Source organism: Neobacillus sp. DHD-1R, assembly GCF_057747995.1.
This window is the reverse complement of sequence record NZ_CM173232.1, coordinates 5,136,708-5,157,637: the sequence shown is the minus strand read 5'-3', so window position 1 is coordinate 5,157,637 and position 20,930 is coordinate 5,136,708. Positions and strand designations below refer to the sequence as shown.

At 40.0% G+C, this 20,930-nt stretch carries 18 protein-coding genes, 1 riboswitch and 1 other annotated feature; of the genes, 9 read left to right on the top strand and 9 right to left on the bottom strand.

The features are described 5' to 3' along the window. Nucleotides 1-276 precede the first annotated feature (276 nt). The 4 genes from AC3ANL_RS25370 to AC3ANL_RS25355 form a co-directional block, all read right to left on the bottom strand. Nucleotides 277-1,221, bottom strand: a complete 945-nt coding sequence (locus AC3ANL_RS25370; RefSeq protein ID WP_488327052.1) for a nuclease-related domain-containing protein — start codon at nucleotides 1,219-1,221, stop codon at nucleotides 277-279. Between the two features lie 89 nt (nucleotides 1,222-1,310). Next, complete coding sequence (locus AC3ANL_RS25365) at nucleotides 1,311-2,402, bottom strand: GerAB/ArcD/ProY family transporter (protein ID WP_488327051.1); 1,092 nt, start codon at nucleotides 2,400-2,402, stop codon at nucleotides 1,311-1,313. After that, the gene (locus AC3ANL_RS25360) at nucleotides 2,399-3,598 is read right to left on the bottom strand and encodes a Ger(x)C family spore germination protein (protein WP_488327050.1); all 1,200 of its coding nucleotides are present in this window, start codon (nucleotides 3,596-3,598) and stop codon (nucleotides 2,399-2,401) included. The genes AC3ANL_RS25365 and AC3ANL_RS25360 overlap by 4 nt, the downstream gene beginning before the upstream one ends. Beyond that, on the bottom strand, nucleotides 3,595-5,175 hold the full coding sequence (locus tag AC3ANL_RS25355; protein ID WP_488327049.1) for a spore germination protein: 1,581 nt from the start codon (nucleotides 5,173-5,175) through the stop codon (nucleotides 3,595-3,597). Before AC3ANL_RS25355 ends, AC3ANL_RS25360 begins: the two co-directional genes overlap by 4 nt. Nucleotides 5,176-5,380: 205 nt before the next feature. Here AC3ANL_RS25355 and AC3ANL_RS25350 point away from each other — a divergent pair, with 205 nt between their 5' ends. Continuing rightward, nucleotides 5,381-5,953, top strand: a complete 573-nt coding sequence (locus tag AC3ANL_RS25350) for a TetR/AcrR family transcriptional regulator (RefSeq protein WP_488327048.1) — start codon at nucleotides 5,381-5,383, stop codon at nucleotides 5,951-5,953. 29 nt (nucleotides 5,954-5,982) lie between these two features. Here the strand turns inward: AC3ANL_RS25350 and AC3ANL_RS25345 are convergent, their stop codons facing one another. Continuing rightward, entirely contained in the window at nucleotides 5,983-6,237 is a 255-nt protein-coding gene (locus tag AC3ANL_RS25345; RefSeq protein WP_488327047.1) for an alpha/beta-type small acid-soluble spore protein, read from the bottom strand. Between the two features lie 104 nt (nucleotides 6,238-6,341). Beyond that, nucleotides 6,342-6,555, top strand: a binding site (T-box leader). 66 nt (nucleotides 6,556-6,621) lie between these two features. On the opposite strand from AC3ANL_RS25345, the gene argS reads away from it, so the two are divergent. The 4 genes from argS to AC3ANL_RS25325 all read left to right on the top strand — a co-directional run bounded on the left by argS (nucleotide 6,622) and on the right by AC3ANL_RS25325 (nucleotide 11,529). Next, entirely contained in the window at nucleotides 6,622-8,316 is a 1,695-nt protein-coding gene (argS, locus tag AC3ANL_RS25340; protein ID WP_488327046.1) for an arginine--tRNA ligase, read from the top strand. A gap of 72 nt (nucleotides 8,317-8,388) precedes the next feature. After that, the gene (locus AC3ANL_RS25335) at nucleotides 8,389-8,856 is read left to right on the top strand and encodes a DinB family protein (RefSeq protein WP_488327045.1); all 468 of its coding nucleotides are present in this window, start codon (nucleotides 8,389-8,391) and stop codon (nucleotides 8,854-8,856) included. A 266-nt stretch (nucleotides 8,857-9,122) separates the two neighbouring features. After that, nucleotides 9,123-10,949 (top strand): APC family permease, encoded by a 1,827-nt coding sequence (locus AC3ANL_RS25330; protein ID WP_488329836.1) that lies wholly within the window; start codon nucleotides 9,123-9,125, stop codon nucleotides 10,947-10,949. A gap of 51 nt (nucleotides 10,950-11,000) precedes the next feature. After that, a riboswitch (guanidine-I (ykkC/yxkD leader) is annotated at nucleotides 11,001-11,136 on the top strand. Nucleotides 11,137-11,196: 60 nt separating this feature from the next. Then, nucleotides 11,197-11,529 (top strand): hypothetical protein, encoded by a 333-nt coding sequence (locus AC3ANL_RS25325; protein ID WP_488327044.1) that lies wholly within the window; start codon nucleotides 11,197-11,199, stop codon nucleotides 11,527-11,529. A gap of 526 nt (nucleotides 11,530-12,055) precedes the next feature. Here the strand turns inward: AC3ANL_RS25325 and uptA are convergent. From uptA to mgtE, 3 genes are all read right to left on the bottom strand, one after another. Continuing rightward, nucleotides 12,056-12,649, bottom strand: a complete 594-nt coding sequence (gene uptA, locus AC3ANL_RS25320) for an undecaprenyl phosphate transporter UptA (protein WP_488327043.1) — start codon at nucleotides 12,647-12,649, stop codon at nucleotides 12,056-12,058. Nucleotides 12,650-12,791: 142 nt separating this feature from the next. Continuing rightward, nucleotides 12,792-13,979, bottom strand: coding sequence for an FtsW/RodA/SpoVE family cell cycle protein (locus AC3ANL_RS25315; protein ID WP_488327042.1), 1,188 nt, complete (start codon nucleotides 13,977-13,979; stop codon nucleotides 12,792-12,794). Between the two features lie 136 nt (nucleotides 13,980-14,115). Further along, on the bottom strand, nucleotides 14,116-15,474 hold the full coding sequence (mgtE, locus tag AC3ANL_RS25310) for a magnesium transporter (RefSeq protein ID WP_488327041.1): 1,359 nt from the start codon (nucleotides 15,472-15,474) through the stop codon (nucleotides 14,116-14,118). Nucleotides 15,475-15,740: 266 nt separating this feature from the next. Here mgtE and AC3ANL_RS25305 point away from each other — a divergent pair, with 266 nt between their 5' ends. Next, complete coding sequence (locus AC3ANL_RS25305) at nucleotides 15,741-16,517, top strand: hypothetical protein (protein ID WP_488327040.1); 777 nt, start codon at nucleotides 15,741-15,743, stop codon at nucleotides 16,515-16,517. A gap of 161 nt (nucleotides 16,518-16,678) precedes the next feature. Here AC3ANL_RS25305 and AC3ANL_RS25300 read toward each other — a convergent pair whose 3' ends face one another. Next, nucleotides 16,679-17,338 carry a sulfite exporter TauE/SafE family protein gene (locus AC3ANL_RS25300; RefSeq protein WP_488329835.1) on the bottom strand — a complete coding sequence of 220 codons (660 nt, stop codon included), beginning with the start codon at nucleotides 17,336-17,338 and terminating at the stop codon, nucleotides 16,679-16,681. 224 nt (nucleotides 17,339-17,562) lie between these two features. On the opposite strand from AC3ANL_RS25300, the gene AC3ANL_RS25295 reads away from it, so the two are divergent. The 3 genes from AC3ANL_RS25295 to AC3ANL_RS25285 all read left to right on the top strand — a co-directional run bounded on the left by AC3ANL_RS25295 (nucleotide 17,563) and on the right by AC3ANL_RS25285 (nucleotide 20,852). Next, entirely contained in the window at nucleotides 17,563-18,642 is a 1,080-nt protein-coding gene (locus AC3ANL_RS25295) for a D-alanine--D-alanine ligase (protein ID WP_488327039.1), read from the top strand. A gap of 118 nt (nucleotides 18,643-18,760) precedes the next feature. After that, entirely contained in the window at nucleotides 18,761-20,137 is a 1,377-nt protein-coding gene (locus tag AC3ANL_RS25290; RefSeq protein ID WP_488327038.1) for a UDP-N-acetylmuramoyl-tripeptide--D-alanyl-D-alanine ligase, read from the top strand. Between the two features lie 28 nt (nucleotides 20,138-20,165). Next, nucleotides 20,166-20,852 (top strand): alpha/beta hydrolase, encoded by a 687-nt coding sequence (locus tag AC3ANL_RS25285; RefSeq protein ID WP_488327037.1) that lies wholly within the window; start codon nucleotides 20,166-20,168, stop codon nucleotides 20,850-20,852. Nucleotides 20,853-20,930 lie beyond the last annotated feature (78 nt).

Here is a 20,930-nt window from a genome sequence, read left to right as displayed (position 1 = left end):
CAAACTGTCTTTAATCGGCTCTCTTAAAGACAAAAGCGGTCAAGAGTCCTAGCAAACTGTCTTCAAAGAGGCCTCTTGAGGACAAAACTGCTTAAGGAAAATAGCAAACTGTCTTTAATCAGCTCTCTTAAAGACAAAAACGGTCAGGAAACCTAGCAAACTGTCTATAATCAGGCCTCTTGAGGACAAAACTTCAAAAAAGCAGAGGAAATGTCCTCAACTTTATTCTTTTAAAATATTTACTCCTAAAATAGACCCTTTAATACAACCCCCTTTTTACTCGTAAAAGGCCCATTGACCAACCCCGACAATCTTAAAATTCTTCCCTAATATCCTGCTTATTCTCTTTTTAGAATCAACTACCCTACACCAATCATAAATGTCATTTGTAGTAATTTTCCGATTTGGAAAAAGAAGCTTATACTCACTCACATTTCGCAATACTGCAGCTTCAACCCCTTCTTTGTGACCGCAATTGCCACAAACACAATACATACCAAGAACAAAAATTGAAAAGGTGTTACAGATCTCACAAGTGATACCCTTTCGTAGCTGGTCATAATTATATGAGGGTAATCCTTCATAAGGAGATTCTTCGATATGGAGTGAAAGTAACTTCTTAGCAAGCTTTTCGTGCTTTCCATTTAGTTTTGAAGGGGTAGTGTTTATTTTATTTAAATCACGATCAACTTGTGTTGGAAGTGTAATAGGTGAGTTACGAGGGGCTTGGTATAAGGAAAAATGTGGATTAATATGGACCACCCTTGCCTCAATAGGCATATAAAGACCGAGATTTTGGAGTAGTTGCCGGAGCAGGGAAGCACTTCTGTTTAACTGGAGCAATGGATCCTTTCGTTCAATGCCATTTGAGGAAAAGAACCTCCCATTCTCATAATAGAAATCGCCCTCGAAGTTTTTAACTTCGTTCATGTAAGTAGTTGGTTGTGAAATGATAAATGAATCAATTTGAAATCTTGTATTGTTGACTTCAAACAATAACCCGTTTAATATCAAACAATCGCATTCAAGCTTGTCTGTCAATGAGTTAAATATCAACTCACCTTCATAGCCCTTTTTTAGATTTAAATATTTCTGCTTGTCGTCTCTAGATAAATCCATCCTCATGTTCAAATAGCCCTGGAGAATTAGCTTGGCAGGCTTCCTAAGAGGTTTTATAACCATATGCCACAACCTTTCTGATTTAATTGCTACCAAATCCATTTTATAAAAAAACCCCCTCAAAAAGGCCCTTAAACAATGAATATTTTGTTAATCTTTAAAAATAGATAAATGGCAAGTTCCCCCGTATGTTAAGGATTTGCCTGAAATTTTTTGCGTAAGCTTCCTACAAACCATAGTAAAAATGGGATACCCACCATATTGACAGGCAGGGCAAAATAGATCCAATAGGTATTATCAAAGATATAGGTATACGTAGGATTTGGAAAAATGACGGCTAAAAAGAAAAAAAATGCCGAAGTAAACCAGATCAATTTCCGCCAGTTTTTTATATGGAACAATTGTGCTGTGCCATAGTTGGCTAAAAAGAAGTAAAGCGATAACTTGATAAAAATACTAAGGATCCAGACTAGAACCGCAAGAATTTCTAAGTTTTGAATAAAATCCATGACGGTAACATAGCTGACTGCATCAAAAGCAGGGTGACGCAGCTTCGAGGCGATTTCTGGGCCCAAAATCAGCAATACCCAAATAGCGACGGTACTAACTAAACAGGAGGCTGCGGCAATTCCTAAAACCGCTCTTTTTGGACCCTTGTTCGGCTGATCCATAAATGAGAGCAGCATCAACATCATGACAGACTCCCCCAAAAAGGAAAGAGGAGGGAGAGTCCCTTTAAGGATCGGCACGAAGCCGTTATCTGAAAAAACAGGAAGAAAATTCTTGTAATTGAAAACTGACACGGATAAAATCAACAAAATAAACACGGATAGAAGGATGATGGGACCAAACACTTCGCTGCATCGTCCAATTCCTTCAATTCCACCGCTGTAAGTTATATAAATCAGTAACAACAGCATGGTTAAAACCAAAACCCACATTGGTGTGGTGGGTAGAAGGATGGTAATCGTGAACTCTGCGAATTCTCTTAAAATATCGCCAATTACCGTATACCATTGAATAAGATAAACAATCACAATGAACATTCCGAGCCACTTACCAAAAATAAGTTTACTGTATTCAACTAGTGTTTTGCCGGGATACAGCAGGGCTGCCTTTGATGAAACATAAACAATCAGCATCCCCAAAACGCCGGCAAGGCCATAGGAAATCCAAGCATCTTGTTTTGCCTCTTGAAAGGTTGGGGAAAGGGTAAGCAGGATCATATTTCCCGTTTCGAAAGTAAACATTAACCAAAAAATTTGCAGCCCTGAAAGTTTCATCTTTTTATCTCACTTTCTTTAAACAATAACGAGGGTCCATCCATTCCAATCTCTTTTATCCTTAAGTCTGTTTTCACTATAATGTCCGCCTCTGAAAATTTCTTGTCCCAATCATGCTTCAATGATTTCCACTGGTTAGGATTCTTTCGGTGGATCACTTCTCCAAATCCAAAGATATCAATTCCGTATTCTTTTTGTACTTTTGTAATCATTTGTTGAACTTTTTTTTGAGAAATTTTTTCAAATTCCTTTTCAAGCCGCTTCAGATTATTTGGATACCTAACGTCCAATCCTGAATTATTTTCCTTCAGGGACCCTTCCCCTTTTAGGGTGACAGTGAATGTAATCTGCTGATCTTTACTTATATTTGGTTCGATTTTACTGCTGAGTTTGTCTAAGGTGAGGCTGGCGAGGATATCCTTTTTTTTAACACCAATGGTTAATTTTTTAAGAATTCCTATCACCCAAAGCATATGTCTGTTTTCTTCCATACTCAAAATTCCTTGCATTTTGAGGTTTTTATCAAATACAGCAACACCAGCAATCTGAAGTAGCTGGGGATTAGCTGAAGTTTCTTTCCCTTTTTTTACGCCATCTTGAGAACTACTGAATTCAAGAACAGGAATAGAAGGGCGAAAACCGTCACTGGTAGCGGCCATGAGGAAATTTAAATAAGCCGTGTTCCCTCTGCCGCCACTTTGTTCATGTTCACCTAATGCGGCAGTAATGGGTGGTTTTTCTAATGGATTGCCTACAGAAAGGGCTTTCTTTGCTGTAGAACCCTTAATCACAAAAACATCCGTTCTCAAACTAACCTCGGCACGCCGTTGATTGTTGTCTAATTCTTTTTTAAGTCCCCGTCTGGCAAATTGTTCTCCGAATATAATAACGCGCCGCTGTCCAGAAAAAGCCTCCCTTGGAAGTTTTGTCTGGATGTTTTGCAAGGCATCACTTAGATCTTTCCCAATCGAAGAAATGGTAAAAAAGCCCTTTTGCGCCGTTCCACCCCCACCGCCTTGGGTCTGAATGTTAGAGGGAATGACAATCTGTCCGCTGACTTCTATGCCGCCATTTTTAGCAACATCCCAGCCTGAAGCAAGCCAAATGGCCTGTTCATTTAATTCCTTACGATCCCAGCAGCCAGAGATAAAAACGAGGGAAAAACATAATCCTAAACGAACAATGATTTTCTTCAATCATCTCTGCCTCCTTTTTGGGGATCTGGCTTTTGACCGGGAGGAATTCGCTTTTTATCCTTGCCAAATGTAAAGATTGGTCCAGTCTGTAAAGCCCATCGGGGTGACCTGATTAATACATCCTTTAAATCCCGGGGAATCTGAGGGGCTACTGGAGTAAAATACGGAACCCCAAAAGAACGAAGATTAACCAGATGGATCGTCAGCGTAATAAAACCGAGGGTAATACCGTAAAAACCAAAGATGCCAGATAATATTAGCATGGCGAACCTTATAAGTCGGAGTGCAGTTCCCAGGTTGTAACGCGGAATCGCAAACGAGGCAATTCCAGTTGTGGCCACCACAATGACCGTCGGAGCAGAAACGATGCCTGCTTGAACAGCAGCCTGGCCGACGACAAGTGCCCCGACAATACTGACGGCTGAACCGACAGCTTTTGGCAGTCTAATTCCTGCTTCCCTCAGTCCTTCAAACACAAATTCCATAACCAATGCTTCAATGATAGTAGGAAACGGGACACCTTCCCGGGCAGCCGCTACACTAATCAAAAGTTTAGTCGGAATCAATTTTGGATGATAGGTTGTCAGGGCGACATAGATAGATGGTAAAAAGAGAGCCATATTAAACAATACATAACGAACAAACCGAATGAAGCTGGTATAGATAGGCCGTTCATAATAATCTTCAACGGCCTGCATGCCATTCCAAAATGTCATGGGTACAAGGAGAGCAAAGGGAGTGTTATCGACTAGTATAGCCACCTTCCCTTCCAGCAAGTTAGCAATGACGATATCGGGCCTTTCGGTATTTTGAATTTGCGGGAACGGAGAATACGGCATGTCCTCAATAAACTCTTCGATATATTCTGATTCTAGTATCGCGTCAATTTGAATGCTACTTAACCGCTTACGAACCTCCGCCAAAAGAGGATCAAGGGCAATTCCTTCTATATAAGCAATCACAACATCTGTTTGCGACAGCTCACCAAGGGAGAGGGGCTCAAATTTCAGTCTGGTACTGCGAATTCTCCTGCGTAGAAGGGTGGTATTTGTCACAATTGATTCAGTAAACCCGTCTCTGGGACCACGTATGGTGATTTCTGCCGTGGGCTCTTCCACACTCCGCTTTTCAAATCCAGCCAAACTGGCAAGTAAAGCGTCTGTCTGCCCTTCAATTAAAATACCGACATCCGCCTTTAAGACCCCATTAACCAATTCGTTTATCTGTGAAACAGTTTTAATGGGGGTGATGGCAATCAGCTGCTCCTCGATTACTTGCCCAATCGTACGACATTTACCTAGCCCGCTCGGTATTCCCTCAAACAACATCGGTTTTAATAGGACATTTTCAAGTGTTTTTGTGTCCGTTAACCCATCTAAATAAATCAGCAGTATTTTAGGCTTGCCTTCTATATTTATTGGGCGAATGACAAAATCAAAGCAATTTTGAAAAATGTCCTTTAATAGTTGCTCGTTTGTTGAAAGATCCTTACTGAGTTGTTCATGATTATTTTCAGTAGGAAGAGGGATCGCTGTTTTTATATCAAGTAACTTTTTTCGTTTCCGAAAACGAACCATTATGAAGGCACCCCTTTATATAGCTGTGTATATTTTTCCAATTAGAGGGATTGGTATGCACTTTTAAAGAACATAATAGGAAAAATTTCAATGGATGCTGTAAATTCCCAATTAATTTGAAACTACATAAAAGCTATGCTATAGTAAAACCGTATAAATATGACTGTAGAACTAAATTAGTCATTAAGGGGGGTTGTCCACAACTATGGCACCCGACAGAAGAAAGATGATTATCGAGGCGGCAACAAAATCCTTTTCGTTATTTGGCTACAAAGCCACCACCATGGATCAAGTAGCAAGGCTGGCCAATGTTGGAAAAGGTACCATTTATACTTTTTTTAAAAATAAAGAAGAATTATTTGAAGAAATCATTTCAACACTCGTGAAGGAAATGATAGCTGAGGCAGAGGCGGTCATCCAGCCGGATGCAGCGTTTACGGTAAATGTTCATCGCGCACTTACCCGTATCTTAGAATTCCGTTCACAGCACGTGCTTATGATTAAACTCGTTCAAGAAGAAACAGAAATGGGGACACTTGCGGTATCCGAAATGCTGCAGCATGTGGAGAATGAAATTATTGCTTATTTAAAACAAAAGATTGAATTAGCGATTGCCAAAGGAGCAATACCAGCGGCCGATACCGAAGTCACCAGCTTTCTCTTATTAAAAATGTATATCGCCCTTGTATCAGACTGGGAAAGAAATCATGAACCATTGAGCTCAGAGCAAATTGCCGAAATAATGAAAGTATTTTTATTAAAAGGCTTAAAACAATAAAGAAGGGACCTCAAATAGGTCCCCGAAAATTACTGTCTTTTACTTAGGTTTTCCTGTGCCATTTTGACAAGCTCGCGGACCATGCTGCCGCCGAGCCGGCCGCCGACTTTCCCTGCTTGTTCGGATGTAAGCTGTCCATTGTACCCTTTTTTTAAAGGAACACCGACCTCTTCGGCAGCTTCAAATTTTGCATTCTCAGGGGATTGTGACTGAACGACCCTGGCTTTAAGGGCATCTAACCCACTGCGAGCTTCAGGGACGAGTATTTTATTTCTTCTAGACATAAAAAATCCCTCCTTTATGTTAGGATTCCCCTAATGAAAAAAATAATCAGCAATGACTGGATAAATCCTTATCTTTCCAGTATAATAACTGATAATCAAGTCGGAAAAAGTCAATGAGAAAGAGAGTAGTTATCTTGCGAGTTCAAGCGAGTCAGGGAGGGTGTGAGCCTGATAAGGAGCGGATAATGAAGCGCACTTTTGAGATGCAAGCCCGAAAGTAGTAGGGAATGCCGGAGAATACTCCGTTATAAAGGAAAAGCTGGTTCTTTTTGAACAATTAGAGTGGTACCGCGGGATAATCAAACTCTCGTCTCTTTAAATAGAGACGGGAGTTTTTTGTGTTTATTTGAAAAAGGGCTTTTTAAACAAAGGAGGTCATTCAATATGAATGTTAAGAAGGAGTTGGCAACGGTTCTATTTGAGCTGCTTGACCAGGAAATTTCAATGGTAGAACTGGAACACATGATTGAAAAACCAAAAAATAGTGAACACGGGGATTTAGCCTTTCCGTGCTTTACATTAGCCAAGGTAAAAAGAAAATCCCCCAATCTAATTGCCCAAGAACTAAGTCAAAAAATTCAAAAGCCGCTATTTGAACAAATTGAAGTGGTAGGGGCGTACTTAAATATATTTTTAAATAAGAAGCTTGTTTCTGAAAAGCTTGTCAATGAAGTGGTTTCCCAAAAGGGTCATTTTGCTGATCTGGTCTTCGGTCAAGGCGGAAATGTCACGATTGACATGTCGTCACCGAATATTGCCAAACCTTTCTCGATGGGGCATTTGCGTTCCACGGTCATTGGGAATTCCTTAGCTCTTATCACAGAAAAGTGCGGCTATAAACCGATTAAGATTAACCATCTTGGTGACTGGGGCACACAGTTTGGGAAGCTGATAACGGCTTATAAATTATGGGGCGATGAGGAAAAGGTAAAACAAAACCCGATTAAAGAGTTATTGGCCCTTTATATTAAATTTCATGAAGTGGCAGAAACGGAGCCAGCATTGGAAGATCAAGGGCGTGGCTGGTTTAAAAAATTAGAAGATGGTGACGAAGAAGCCTTACATTTGTGGCAATGGTTCCGTGATGAATCTTTAAAAGAGTTCTCTAGAATTTATGAGTTAATGAATGTTCAATTTGACTCGTATGCCGGGGAAGCCTTTTATAATGACAAAATGGACCGCATTGTCCAACTTCTAGAGGAAAAACAGTTACTGGTAGAGTCTGACAAGGCCATGGTTGTTGAGTTACCTGAGGAACAGCTGCCGCCATGCCTTATTAAGAAGTCTGACGGGGCAACACTGTATGCGACACGTGATTTAGCAGCGGCTCTTTATCGCAAAGAAAACTACAACTTTGTCCAGTCCTTATATGTGGTCGGTCATGAACAGAGCCTTCATTTCAAACAGTTAATGGCGGTGTTAGGAAAAATGGGTTATAAATGGGCAGATAAAATGGTGCATATCCCATTCGGCCTCATGCTAAAAGAAGGCAAAAAGATGTCGACACGTAAAGGCAAAGTTGTGTTACTTGAAGAAGTGTTAAATGAGTCTATCGCAATGGCAAGACACAATATTGAGGAAAAGAATCCAAACCTTGTCAACAAAGATGAAGTGTCCAAACGAGTTGGGGTTGGAGCGGTCATTTTCCATGACTTAAAGAACAATCGGATGAATGATATTGAATTTTCGTTGGAGGAGATGCTCCGCTTTGAAGGAGAGACAGGACCATATGTCCAATACACCTATGCCCGGGCCTGTTCAATTTTACGAAAAGCCAACTGGCAGGCGGATGAACATGACACATCCTATCCAAATTCCTGGGATAAAGAATGGAAGGTAGCGAGCCTGTTAATGGATTTTGCACCTGCAATTAAAAGAGCGTGTGAAAATTATGATCCATCTCAAGTGGCTAAATACATTATTGACCTTGCTCAAGCCTTTAATAAATATTATGCCGAAGTAAAGATTCTTGAGGAGAGCGACGAGCAAAAGGCGCGTTTAGCCCTGGTTTACTCAGTGACAGTTGTTCTTCAAGAGGGCTTGCGCTTGTTAGGGATTGAAGCACCAATGGAAATGTAAGATATTTTGGTTAATATTTACCTGATTATGGTATAAAATAGAACGAGGTAAACGAGAGGGAGGAAAGAGAAAATGAGTGAGCTATTGTTTAAAAGCTTCGAGTTAACAAGAGGAAGATTATTGAATTTCGCGGCTGGACTAGATGAGACGATTGTGGATGTGCAGCCACAGGGCTTTAACAACACGATTCACTGGCATATAGGGCATGTGCTAACGGTTGCGGAGCAATTTATGTTTGGCTTTCCCAAAAAGTCGACCAGTTTACCGGCAAACTATATGACGTTGTTTGCTACAGGTAGCAAACCCGCTGACTGGCAAGGTGAGGTTCCGTCTGTTCAGGAATTGACTGTACAATTAGAGGACCAACTCAAAAGAATTAAAGAAATTCCAGCTGAGAGCTTTGGCGAAAAGTTGAAAGTTCCATTCCTCGGTCAAGAAACCTATGGAGAACTAGCTAACTTTGCTATTTTTCATGAGTCACTTCATTTAGGACAGATACAGGCCATGAAACGTGTCAATGAAGCAGCAGCTGCGAATTAATTTTCATATAAAGACCGGGTTAGTACGGCGCACCCATCATTGAGTCAATGGATACTGATTACTGTTATTTAAGAAATGGGCAAAAGTATGGAGACAATAACCTCCATACTTTTTTGTTTTTATAAAATGGGAGCTTTACTCATAATCCTGCAATCTAGGGCAAAATAAAGGGAAAGCTGTCAAAAAGAAAACACTTCATATTGCATGCAATGAGTGATAAAATCAATCAGTATTTCTACTTCAAATGAATGTGGTGGGTGAGTCAAGTGCTCTCTTCTTTTAAGAGATTTTTAATTGGCCGTCCGTTAAAATCAACGGCATTAGGCGAACAAAAATTAAATATTTTTAAGGCATTAGCGATACTTTCTTCGGATGCCTTGTCATCAGTTGCTTATGGGACTGAACAAATTTTAATTGTTTTGGCAACAATAGGCGCGGTTGCCTTTTGGTATTCTGTTCCGATTGCAGTAGGAGTGTTATTTTTACTGGCAGCACTTATTCTTTCCTATCGACAAATTATTTATTCTTACCCACAAGGTGGAGGGGCCTATCTTGTATCAAAAGAGAATCTTGGAGAGAAAGCAGGATTAATAGCGGGTGGGTCGTTATTAGTGGATTACATCTTAACGGTGGCGGTTAGTGTGTCAGCCGGTACAGATGCGATTACATCGGCCTTTCCATCTTTACATGCTCATACGGTCTCTATTGCTTGTATTCTAGTAGTCTTAATTACCATTTTAAATCTGCGCGGTTTAACCGAATCAGCAACTATTTTAGCCTATCCGGTCTATTTGTTTGTTCTGGCTCTGTTTATTTTAATAGGTGTTGGGCTCTTTAAAATAGTAACGGGGAATGTTTCTCCTACAGTAAGTCATGCTCCAATTGGTGCACCAGTTCAGGGAATTACCTTATTCTTGCTGCTCCGGGCATTTGCCTCAGGTTGTTCGGCCTTAACAGGTGTAGAAGCTATATCAAATGCCATACCTAACTTTAAAGACCCGGCGCCAAAGAATGCGGCAAAGACATTAATTCTGATGGGTTCACTTTTGGCTGTGTTATTTACTGGGATTACTTATCTTGCTTATTATTATGGCATTGCACCAAAGCATGACGAGACAGTTGTCTCCCAAATTGCGAAAGAAATATTTGGGCGCAATTATTTATATTTCTTTATTCAAGGAACAACGGCCCTTATTCTTGTTTTAGCGGCTAATACAGGTTACTCCGCTTTTCCTTTGTTAGCTTTTAACTTGGCAAAGGATAAGTATATGCCAAGAATGTTTACGATTCGTGGCGATCGTCTTGGATATTCTAATGGAATTGTTTCTTTAGGTGTAGCCTCTATTATTCTTATTATTGCTTCGCAAGGCCAAACTGAACACCTAATCCCACTTTATGCGGTAGGGGTATTTATTCCGTTCACCTTTTCGCAAACCGGGATGATTATTAAATGGCTGCGTGAAAAACCGGCGGGTTGGGTTGCAAAGCTAAGTGCCAACTTAATCGGAGCCCTGATTACCTTAACGGTGTTAATAATTTTCTTTGTCACTAAGTTTAACCAGGTATGGTTTGTGATCATCTTTTTACCGGTCATTGTGATTTTCTTCCAGAGAATTAATTCCCACTATGAGTTGGTGGGGGAACAATTGCGGATCCATCCTGATCATCCGGCCATCCCAATTGAAGGTAATGTGATTATTGTACCGGTTGCAGGGATTACAAAGGTAGTTGAAAACTCCATCAACTATGCCAAATCAATAACAGATCAAATTTATGCTGTATATGTTTCCTTTGATCGAGAAGATGAGAAGCGATTCGAAGAGAAATGGCAAAACTGGCAGCCCGATGTCCGGCTGGTCACCTTGCAATCGCACTACCGCAGTGTGCTCCAGCCGTTATCGAAGTTCATTGATACCGTCGAACACAAAGCTAGTGAAAATAATTATCGGGTTACGGTATTAATTCCACAATTTATTACAAAAAAGAGTTGGCATAATATTTTGCACAACCAATCAAGTTTATTGATTCGGACCTATTTAATTTTTAAAAAGAGGGTTATTGTCGCCACCCTGCCATATCATTTTAAAAAGTAATTGATAGGGTATTGAGATTAGCACTAATATGGTAATATACCTATATATGAATAAAAGGTTTTCTAGGGTTCCGTGGCCTTTAGGTCAGTCTGGTCCGAGAGAAAACGTGCAGAAATAAACAGAGCTTACTTTGTTATTGTGAATCTTTGTTTTTCTGTATACACGGAAGGATAAAAGCCTGGGAGAAATGTTCGGTTACTTACCGATATTTCTTTTGGGCTTTTTTTGTGGAAAAGGGGGAAGAGAAATGGATTTTTTAGTTGAAAACAAGTGGATGATTTTAGTGATCCTTGAAGTATTGGCTTGGTCCGCAACTTTTTTTCTGCTATATGCTAGGTATGGACTGAAATCGAGATTATGGTTTAGGATAGCGACTATTTTATTTGCGTTAACTGGGGTCATTCCCCAAGTGTTAATGGGGGTAATTAATTTTATTGCAACGAAAAAGGTGGATTTGTTTACCTTAATTATTGTCTTACTCCTACTTTACGGCTTCACCATTGGGAAAAGGCATGTAAAAAAGCTGGATGCCTGGGCACAAGCAAAGTTCAATAGAATGAAAAAACCACCGACAGATTAATAAACGTGTTCAATTCTGGTTAAATCAAAGAGGATTCTCAGTTATTCCTCTGCTCAATTTTCCTGATCAGTATCATTTTGTTGGGAATCTGAAATTGGATTGATAAGCGACCGTATCGTTGATTTCAAAAGGAGATCAGTCGTTTAGAACCTTGATAAACGACCGTTTTAATGATTTCAAAAGGGGTTCGGTCGTTTAGAGACTTGATAAGCGACCGTTTTAATGATTTCAAAAGGAGATCGGTCGTTTAGAACCTTGAAAGGACCTGAACTCCTTTTTTTTAACAAGATCAAAATTTGGAATTCCACAATTAATTTAACAACCTAATTCACATCAGATTCTCAACCACTCCATAAATTATTACCAACACTTAGAATTACCCAGTGAATTCGGATGTGGATAAGATCCAAAAAGGCCTGAAACCTTGGTATAGTAACAAAAAACACACTGCGATTTCGTATCCGAAATCCAGTGTGTTTTACTTTGTTATTTGAGTGTGCACATCTAAACTGAATCAGTTAACAGATTAATCGGTGGTTTTCTTTGTTTTTTTAATTAAAAAGTAAATGGCTCCTAACACAACAGCGGCAATTATGAGCGGCAGCACATACGGCTGTGCAAATTCTTTTACATGTGCCCAATTTTTGCCTAACACCTTCCCTAGGTACAGGAAGAGAACCGACCATGGTAAAACAGCTGCTACCGTGTAAAGAGTAAATTTGGAAAAGGGCATTTTGGCAATCCCGGCAGGAATCGAAATGGCATGTCTCACAACAGGGATAAACCTTGCCGAAAAGATTACACCAGCGCCATATTTATCAAACCATTGTTCGGCAACATCAATATGATGCTTATTAATAAGAACATACTTTCCGTATTTCTCCAAAAATGGCCGTCCGCCATAGTAACCTGCCCAGTATATAAAGAGCTGAGCAATCGTTCCTCCGATGGTACCGGCAATAACCGCTCCGACAAAATTGAGATGTCCTTGTGAAATCATATAACCGCCATAGCCTAAAACAATTTCACTTGGGATAATTTCTATCATAAGTCCAAGGGCAATTCCAAAATATCCTAACTGTGATAAAAATTCTAAAATGGTGTTAATAAAGTCTGCCATAGTTCACCTTCACTTATGTAAATAATAGTATGATTAATCAAATTTTCGGGCGCTTCCGCTTTTCTTATTTTACTCTAGTTTGTCTTTTATTGAAATAAATATGGTACTTCTAGATTTGCATTGAACGTTGTTACTGATCTAACTACGTACTTAATGAATTCTCTGATGAAAACAAATATGTTTTATGGTGGTAGTGAATGCTGTATACCAGTCCCATCGCAAACATATTGCCCATCAGGGAGCTGCCCCCATAGCTTATAAATGGGAGGGGAATGCCGGTAATGGGTAGTACCTGAATGGTCATTCCAACATTTTGAAAGACATGAAAAGTGATCACACTAATAATCCCTGTACAGACGTATGTATTAAATGCGTCTTTCGTTTCTAATGCTGTTTTAATTAAATGATAGATGAGCAGAAAAAACAGGCCAATTACAATACTACCGCCGACAAAGCCATACTCTTCTCCAATCACGCTAAAAATAAAATCGGTATGTGCCTCAGGGATATAAACCTCTCGATTACCAAATCCCTTCCCTGTAATAAGTCCTGAACCAATGGCACTTAATGACTTTAACAAATGGTAGCTTGAGCTTGCTGCATGATTGTGTGGATCTAGCCAGGCATATATTCGGTTAAACTGATAGGTCTGAACATGCAGGTACTTTTCAAGAAGTTCCGGTTTGATTAAGACTAAGTAAAAAATGAGGGCTGCAATGGATGCACCTGCACTATAAATCGGAATAATGATTTTCCATGAGATTCCGGAAATCAATATGAGACCTGTTAAAATGGATAGGATCACCAATCCTGTCCCAAGGTCAGGCTGAAGCATAATCAAACCTAGCGGCGCTGCTGTAGTAAGACCTAATTTTAACAGTAACAGTATGTCAGTCTTTAATGTTTTTTCTAGATACTTTTCGTGATGATTCGTAATAAGCTGGCTTAATGCAAGGATTAAAAAGGTTTTTACAAATTCGGATGGCTGGATCTGTCCGATTCCTCTAATCACAAACCAGCTTTTCGCCCCATTCCTTACAGGAGCAATCGATTCAGGTGCAAGGTATACGGTTAGCAGTAAGAGGAGACCAAAGCCATATAAATACCAGGAGAGTCGCTTATACTGATAACCATCGATAAAGATGGAAATGGATATGATAGCGGCCCCAATCAGATACCAAAAGATTTGCATCATTAAAAAATTCGTTTCACCATATTGTCCTGAGGCTTGGGCACTATAAATGGCCACACAGCTGACGAGGAAAAAGAGAAATAATAATAGGGTTAACGTCCAATCAAAACGATCCGCTTTTTTTATGTGTTTTTCCATTGCTACACCCATTTTTAAAAAATTCTTATAAATGCTCCCTATTGTACATAACGATTCTACGACTGAAAAGTTTCGTTTTTATTCAGATAAATTTTCTGCTTTGATAATGGCCCCATTACTCGTACCCTTTTTCAGCTTACATAAGGTGGTTTAAAAACATGGTGGCAATCCCAAAGTAGGTTAGCAAGGAAAAAATATCGTTTAGGGTTGTAATCAACGGTCCAGATGCCACAGCAGGATCAATCTTTAAATGGTACAGGATAATCGGAATAATGGTTCCCGCCAGAGTGCCGATGATGAGCGTGAAAAATAGAGAGCAGCCGACCACGGCTCCAAGTATTAAATTTCCTTGCCATATATAAGCGATAATCGCAATTAAGAGCGCACAGGTAATTCCGATGGTAATGCCGACGCCAAGTTCCCTGATGATTAACCGGGTAATCACGCCACGGTTAATATCGGTTGAGATGAGTCCTCTGACGACCACGGCCAGCGATTGGGTCCCGGTATTTCCAGTCATCCCCGCAATCATTGGCATAAAAAAGGCAAGTGCGACGACTTGTTTAAGCGTATCCTCAAAACTGCTGATGATTCTACCTGAAATAACGCCAATGAATAAAAGTAAAATCAGCCAAGGTAACCGTCTTGCCGCAGCCACCAATGTTTTTGTTTCAAAATCAATGGATTTCCCCGATGCGGATAATTTTTCGATATCTTCATTTGCTTCTTTAATGACAATGTCGATGATGTCGTCAATGGTCACAATTCCGACCAAGACATTATTCTCATCAACCACAGGGATGGCTAAAAAGTCATAACGTTCTACCGTTTGGGCCACGACCTCTTGATCAGTGGTGACTGTAACGGAAATGACTCGTTCGTACATAATAGTCCGAATTTCCTCTTCGGGCTCTGCTAGCAATAAGTCACGATATGAAACCACTCCAACCAGCTTTCGTGCTTCATCAGTGACATACAGATAGTTAATGGATTCGGCAAACCCGGCGAATATTTTAAACTTATCGACTGCTTCTCTCACCGTGTAGTAATCCCGAATCCAAACGAACCGATTGGTCATCAGTCTGCCGGCGGTTTCCGGCGGGTAATTCATAATACCTTTTACAGCATTGGACTCTTCTGCTTTCATCCCTGAAAGGAGAGAATCCTTTTTTTCTGGAGACAATTCATTTAATAACAAGGCCAGATCGTCATTGTCCATCAAATCCAAAACCTTACTTGACTTTTCAATGCCAAGAATGTTTAATAAATCGAGTTGTTCCTCTTTATCCAGCTCTTCCATTAGATCGGCAAGGACATCAAATTTTAAACATAAAAGAAACTTGCTTTTATGTTTTACCGGTAAATCTTCATAAATTTTAGCAATATCATAGGGCTGAAGTTCCTCAAGAATCGCTTCAAATTCTACCTGTTTGTTTTCCTTTAATGTTTTAATAATATAAAGACTAATTTCATCAAATGACATATTTTTGATCATGCTTACCAGACGCTCCTTTCCACGGTGCGTTTATGACAAATTTCCCTTAAATTAAGTAATTGAAACAAGTGTTAAAAACAAATACTAGTCAATAGGACTTGAATCTAGTATGTGTAACTCCTGATATTTTTTTGTAAAAGAATTGAAATATGCTATTTGACCTATTGTTTGATAAAATAAGGAAGTATTTATTGAGGAAAATTGGAAGTTTCATGGAAACTGGCCGCGAACATAATTTTAATGTGGTTGATCGGAGGAGTTTGGCTTTGAAAAAGCATCATCAAGACATACAGGATCTCATCTATATTCACTTAAACCAAAAAGACCAGTATGTAATGTCGTACGGTATCGAATTCAGTGAATTTGCTGCTGCTTTTTCAGGTTCATTAAATCATCTGCTTTTATTAAAGCACCGTTTTGATGATGCTGATTTTAATATGCATACGCTGCTTGAATATTGTCCGGAAGATAGAATTAGTAAACTAGCTGCTGACGATGTATATAGTTACGGAGACTTCTGCTGGATTGATTTTATTGAAGAAGAAGTACTGAACGAGCTTTCTGGTCAGGAATTAGCTGAACTATTGTACCTAGGTCACCAAAAACAACATTTAAAATTGCCTTTCTATAATAAATTAGGCAACCGTTTTGTTTATTTGGCTCATGATGATGGCTGGTATAATAAAATCTATTACCGCAGCTTCAAGGATTTTTTCCACTTATTAAGTGAAGTGGTTGCCAGCAAGCTAGGGGAACTAAAACTGGAAAAATCCATTCTCGGATTACGAAAAAAGCGTGCCTATCCACAGGTAAATAAAGAAATTTTACTTACGCTAACTCCGTTTATTAAAGAGGGAATCTGTATTTCCTTAAGAGATGCCGATCACCAGCGCAACCGCATTGAAATTCCTATTTGGGTAATGGGTGATTTTGATAATATGGATGACATGTACGAAGAATATGAACAAATTTCTCGTAAACCCTACCATGCGAAATTGACCTTTGATAAAAAAACAAAAGAATGGAAACTGAATGTCCTTTAACATAAATGAACAGGATGTCCCAAAAAGGAGGATGTCTTAAAAGGGTCTGACCCCCCGTTTAACACTCAATCTATAGCCGCTTATTAGGAAGTTCAGCGCTATGGTGAGGTTGTGGGGTCTGGCCCTTTGTTGTTAATCATCCTCTTGTGGGCATCCTATTTTTATGAAAACCACAGAGTGAAAAGGCCTTCGTTAATACCTAAGTTATACATATAGTAAATTCCGAATAATATGCTAACAATTCCGGCCAGATTATTTAAGTAGCGATTCCATTGTTTTCCGGTTGTTAACACAAAGGGAATCCCAATAATTGTAGAAAAGCAAAGCATGCCGACTACAGTTCCTAAACCGAAAATGAGGATGTATAATGCGCCCTGCCAAACGGTTGAGACCGTACTCATGGTTAACAGTACCATGGCTGCGCTTCCCGCCAGCCCATGAATCAATCCAATGACAAACGACTTTATATGTGGTCGTTTTTTTCCTGAAGGGGCTGCTGAATGGGAGTGCGGGTGAGGATGTTTCGTAATCGATAGGACACTGTTAAACCCAAGGGACACCAGCATGATTCCAACAACAAATTCAAGGCTCATCGCGACTGTATCGGTAATCGTGTTTTTTGCCAGAATGAAGAACATGCCTGCGATAAAAAGTGTAGCAGTATGTCCAATCCCCCAATAAACGCCTGCGAACATGGACCGTTTAATGTTTTTGGATTCACCTGCAATCGTAGAAACGGCGATTACATGATCGGGCTCTATTGCGTGTTTGATTCCAAGTAAAAAACCTAGTAATAATATCGATAGTAACGATCCCGTCAACATACATGCGGCCCCCATTTTCCTGATAAATCTATCATACAGGAAAAATAAGGCTGATTTACATCAGTTTATTGACAAAATAACGATAGATTGTTTTGAAGCAAGCTGTACGAATCATAAAATAAGAAGTAGGAAAAAACATTAAAAAACACGTCGGCACATTTCCTTTCTTAATTAGATAAATGGTAAAATAAAACCGTGAAAGAGAATATGGAGGTTTTACAATGAAAACGAAATTAGGTTTGTTATACGGGGGAAAATCCGCCGAGCATAAAGTATCCTTACAAACAGCACTCGCTGTTATTCGGGCATTAGACCTTGAAAAATTTGAAATTCATCCTATTTACATAAATGTTGAAGGTCAGTGGATTAAAGGGCCGCAGCTAAGTGAGCCTGTAGAAAATGTTCAAGCGCTTGAATTTTCTAATGGAAGTTCAGTGTCATCACCAGCGCTGGCACCTGCCCTTTTCCAAGCAGAGCAGCAAGAGTCTGCACCCCTTGACGTCATTTTTCCATTGCTTCATGGACCAAATGGCGAAGATGGTACCGTACAGGGATTATTAGAACTACTCAACTTGCCATATGTAGGAAATGGCGTTCTTGCTTCAGCCGCTGGAATGGATAAAGTGATGATGAAGAATGTGTTTGCGCAAGCCGGGCTGGCACAGGTGAACTATGTTGCTTTTATTAAAAGTGAATGGGCACAGGCAAAGGAAGAGGCATATGCGGCGGTAGAAACTCAACTTGGATATCCGTGCTTTGTGAAACCGGCAAACCTGGGCTCGAGTGTTGGGATTAGTAAATGCTCGAATCGGGCAGAGTTGGAAGCGGCATTTGTGGAAGCATTCCAATTTGATCGTAAAGTTATTATTGAAGAAGGCGTCGTTGCCCGTGAGATTGAAATTGCTGTTCTTGGCAATGACGAGCCTGAGTGCTCGGTACCAGGTGAAATTGTTCCTAAAAAGGATTTTTATGATTACAAAGCAAAATATGAGGATGGCGATACGGCGCTGATTATTCCTGCTGATGTAACGGATGAGGAATATAAAGAGTTAAAGGAAATGGCGATTCGTTCCTTTAAAGCATTGGATTGTTCCGGATTGGTTCGAGCTGACTTTTTTTTAACAAAAGATGGAAAGGCGTTAATCAATGAGGTTAATACGATGCCTGGTTTTACACCGGTTAGCATGTTCCCGCTTTTATGGAAGCATACCGGTATAGAGTATCCACAATTAATTGAGCGTCTCGTCCAATTAGCGCAAGAAAGACATGCGGAGAAACAAAATATTAAATACACCTTTTAATTCAAAGACTAAACAACGGAGACACGGCTGAAGTGCCGTGTCCGTTTCTGTTTTGAAATGCGGATACGACCGTGTAGCGGCGTATTTTTGTTATAATTTAAAGAAGGAGGGGATCAAATTGATCAAACGTTCTTTGAAACAAATCTCGGAAATGATTCCTGTCATGAATGATATTACCCCGTTCGCTGATGTGGTGATCGAGGGAGTAACAATAGATTCCAGAAAAATAAAAGCAGGTAATTTGTTTGTTCCTTTTAAAGGGGAGCGAGTAGATGGTCATAAATATGTCGAGGAATCGATTCGAAAAGGTGCTGCAGCTGCCCTATGGCAAAAGGATGTTCCAAATCCGCCGACACATCTGCCAATCCTGCTTGTAGACGACTGTCTTGTTGCCATCCAAGAGTTAGCACGGAAATACCGCCAAGAGTTACCAGTCAAAGTGGTTGGGATTACGGGAAGTAATGGAAAAACAACAACCAAAGATATGACAGCGGGGCTTCTCTCCTTGCAATATAAAGTTCAAAAAACAGAAGGGAATTTTAACAATCATATTGGACTTCCCTTAACGGTTTTAGGATTAAAGGAAGACACTCAAATTGCCGTCCTTGAGATGGGAATGAGCGGAAGAGGCGAAATTGCCTTTTTAACAAAACTTGCCTGCCCAGATGCAGTAGTGATTACCAATATTGGGGAATCCCATCTGCTTGATCTTGGCTCACGGGAAGGAATAGCGGAGGCAAAGCTGGAAATTCTTCAAGGTCTTCAGGATGGAGGACTCGCAGTCCTTCATGGTGATGAACCGTTACTTATGGAGCGGATCTTTCAATATAAAGGGAATGTGAATATCAAAACCTTTGGAAGAAATGAAACCAATGATCTTTACCCAACCGATATTACCCAAATCGAACAAGGGAACTCCTTTAAAATTAATACATCTGATACTGTCTTCGAGCTTCCAGTTCTCGGCACGCACAACATATTAAATGCCTTAGCTTCGATGCAGATTGCTCATTATTTTTCGATTCCATTTGAAAAAATGAACGAAGGACTTGCGAATATTAAATTGACCAATATGCGGATGGAACTGGTTGAAGGTAAGCATGGGGAAAAGATTATTAACGATGCCTACAATGCCAGCCCTACATCGATGATGGCAGCTATTGAATTGGTGTCCAATCTTCAAGGCTATAAGCGGAGAATTCTTGTCCTGGGTGACATGCTGGAGCTTGGACCGCAGGAGGAGCAATACCACCTTCAAATTGGTGAAGGACTATGTAATGATAAAATTGATTATCTGTTCACATACGGGGCATTAGGGGAATTTATTGCTAAAGGTGCTCATAACGTTTTAGAGGAATCAACCGTATTTTCTTTTACGGATAAAGCTAAGCTTATTAAAGAATTAAAAAATCACGTAGACGAAACGACATTGGTGTTAGTAAAGGCGTCACGCGGGATGAGATTAGAAGAAATCGTCGCAGCTTTACAAAAATAGCAAGGGATATGGGCAGGTGAGGGATGGAATGATTGGCTGCTTACTTCTTCATGGCTTTACGGGTGCACCTTATGAAGTAGCGCCGCTGGCAGAGTACTTGCGAGAACGAACAGATTGGCGGTTACGTATACCGACTCTGCCGGGACATGGTGAACTCGACTCTTTAAAGGGAATTCATTATCAACAATGGATTGATTTCGCCGAGGCTGAGTTGAAAAAACTCACTGAAAGCTGTGATGAGGTATATGTAATTGGTTTTTCAATGGGCGGCCTTATTGCCAGTTATCTTGCCGCCCGATATCCTGTGGACAAGCTTATACTTTTGAGTGCAGCTGCATACTATATTAACCCCGGCCAGCTGGCTGCGGACTTCAAAAAAATAATGCTGGATTCCTTTCGAGGAAACTTACAAGAGAATGAATTATTTCAGCGATATAAAAGAAAAATAACAGAGACACCTTTAGCGGCTACATTCCAATTCCGTAGACTGGTTTCCTCTATCAAACCACTGCTGCCTCAAGTGGAAGTGCCAACCCTAATTGCGCAGGGGGAGTGTGATGGAATTGTGCCGCCTAAAAGTGCTGAATATCTATTTCAAACCATAGGTGCAAAACAGAAAAAACTGACCTTTATTAAGCAATCGAAACATCATATTTGCCACTGTGAGGAAAAAGAAGCCCTATTTTCTCAAGTATATGACTTTTTGATGTCGTAATAAGACGAGTTGGATAGAACAAACATGTCTTTATTGCAAATTACTGCTAATAGTGGTATGATATTCATCAACGTGTCT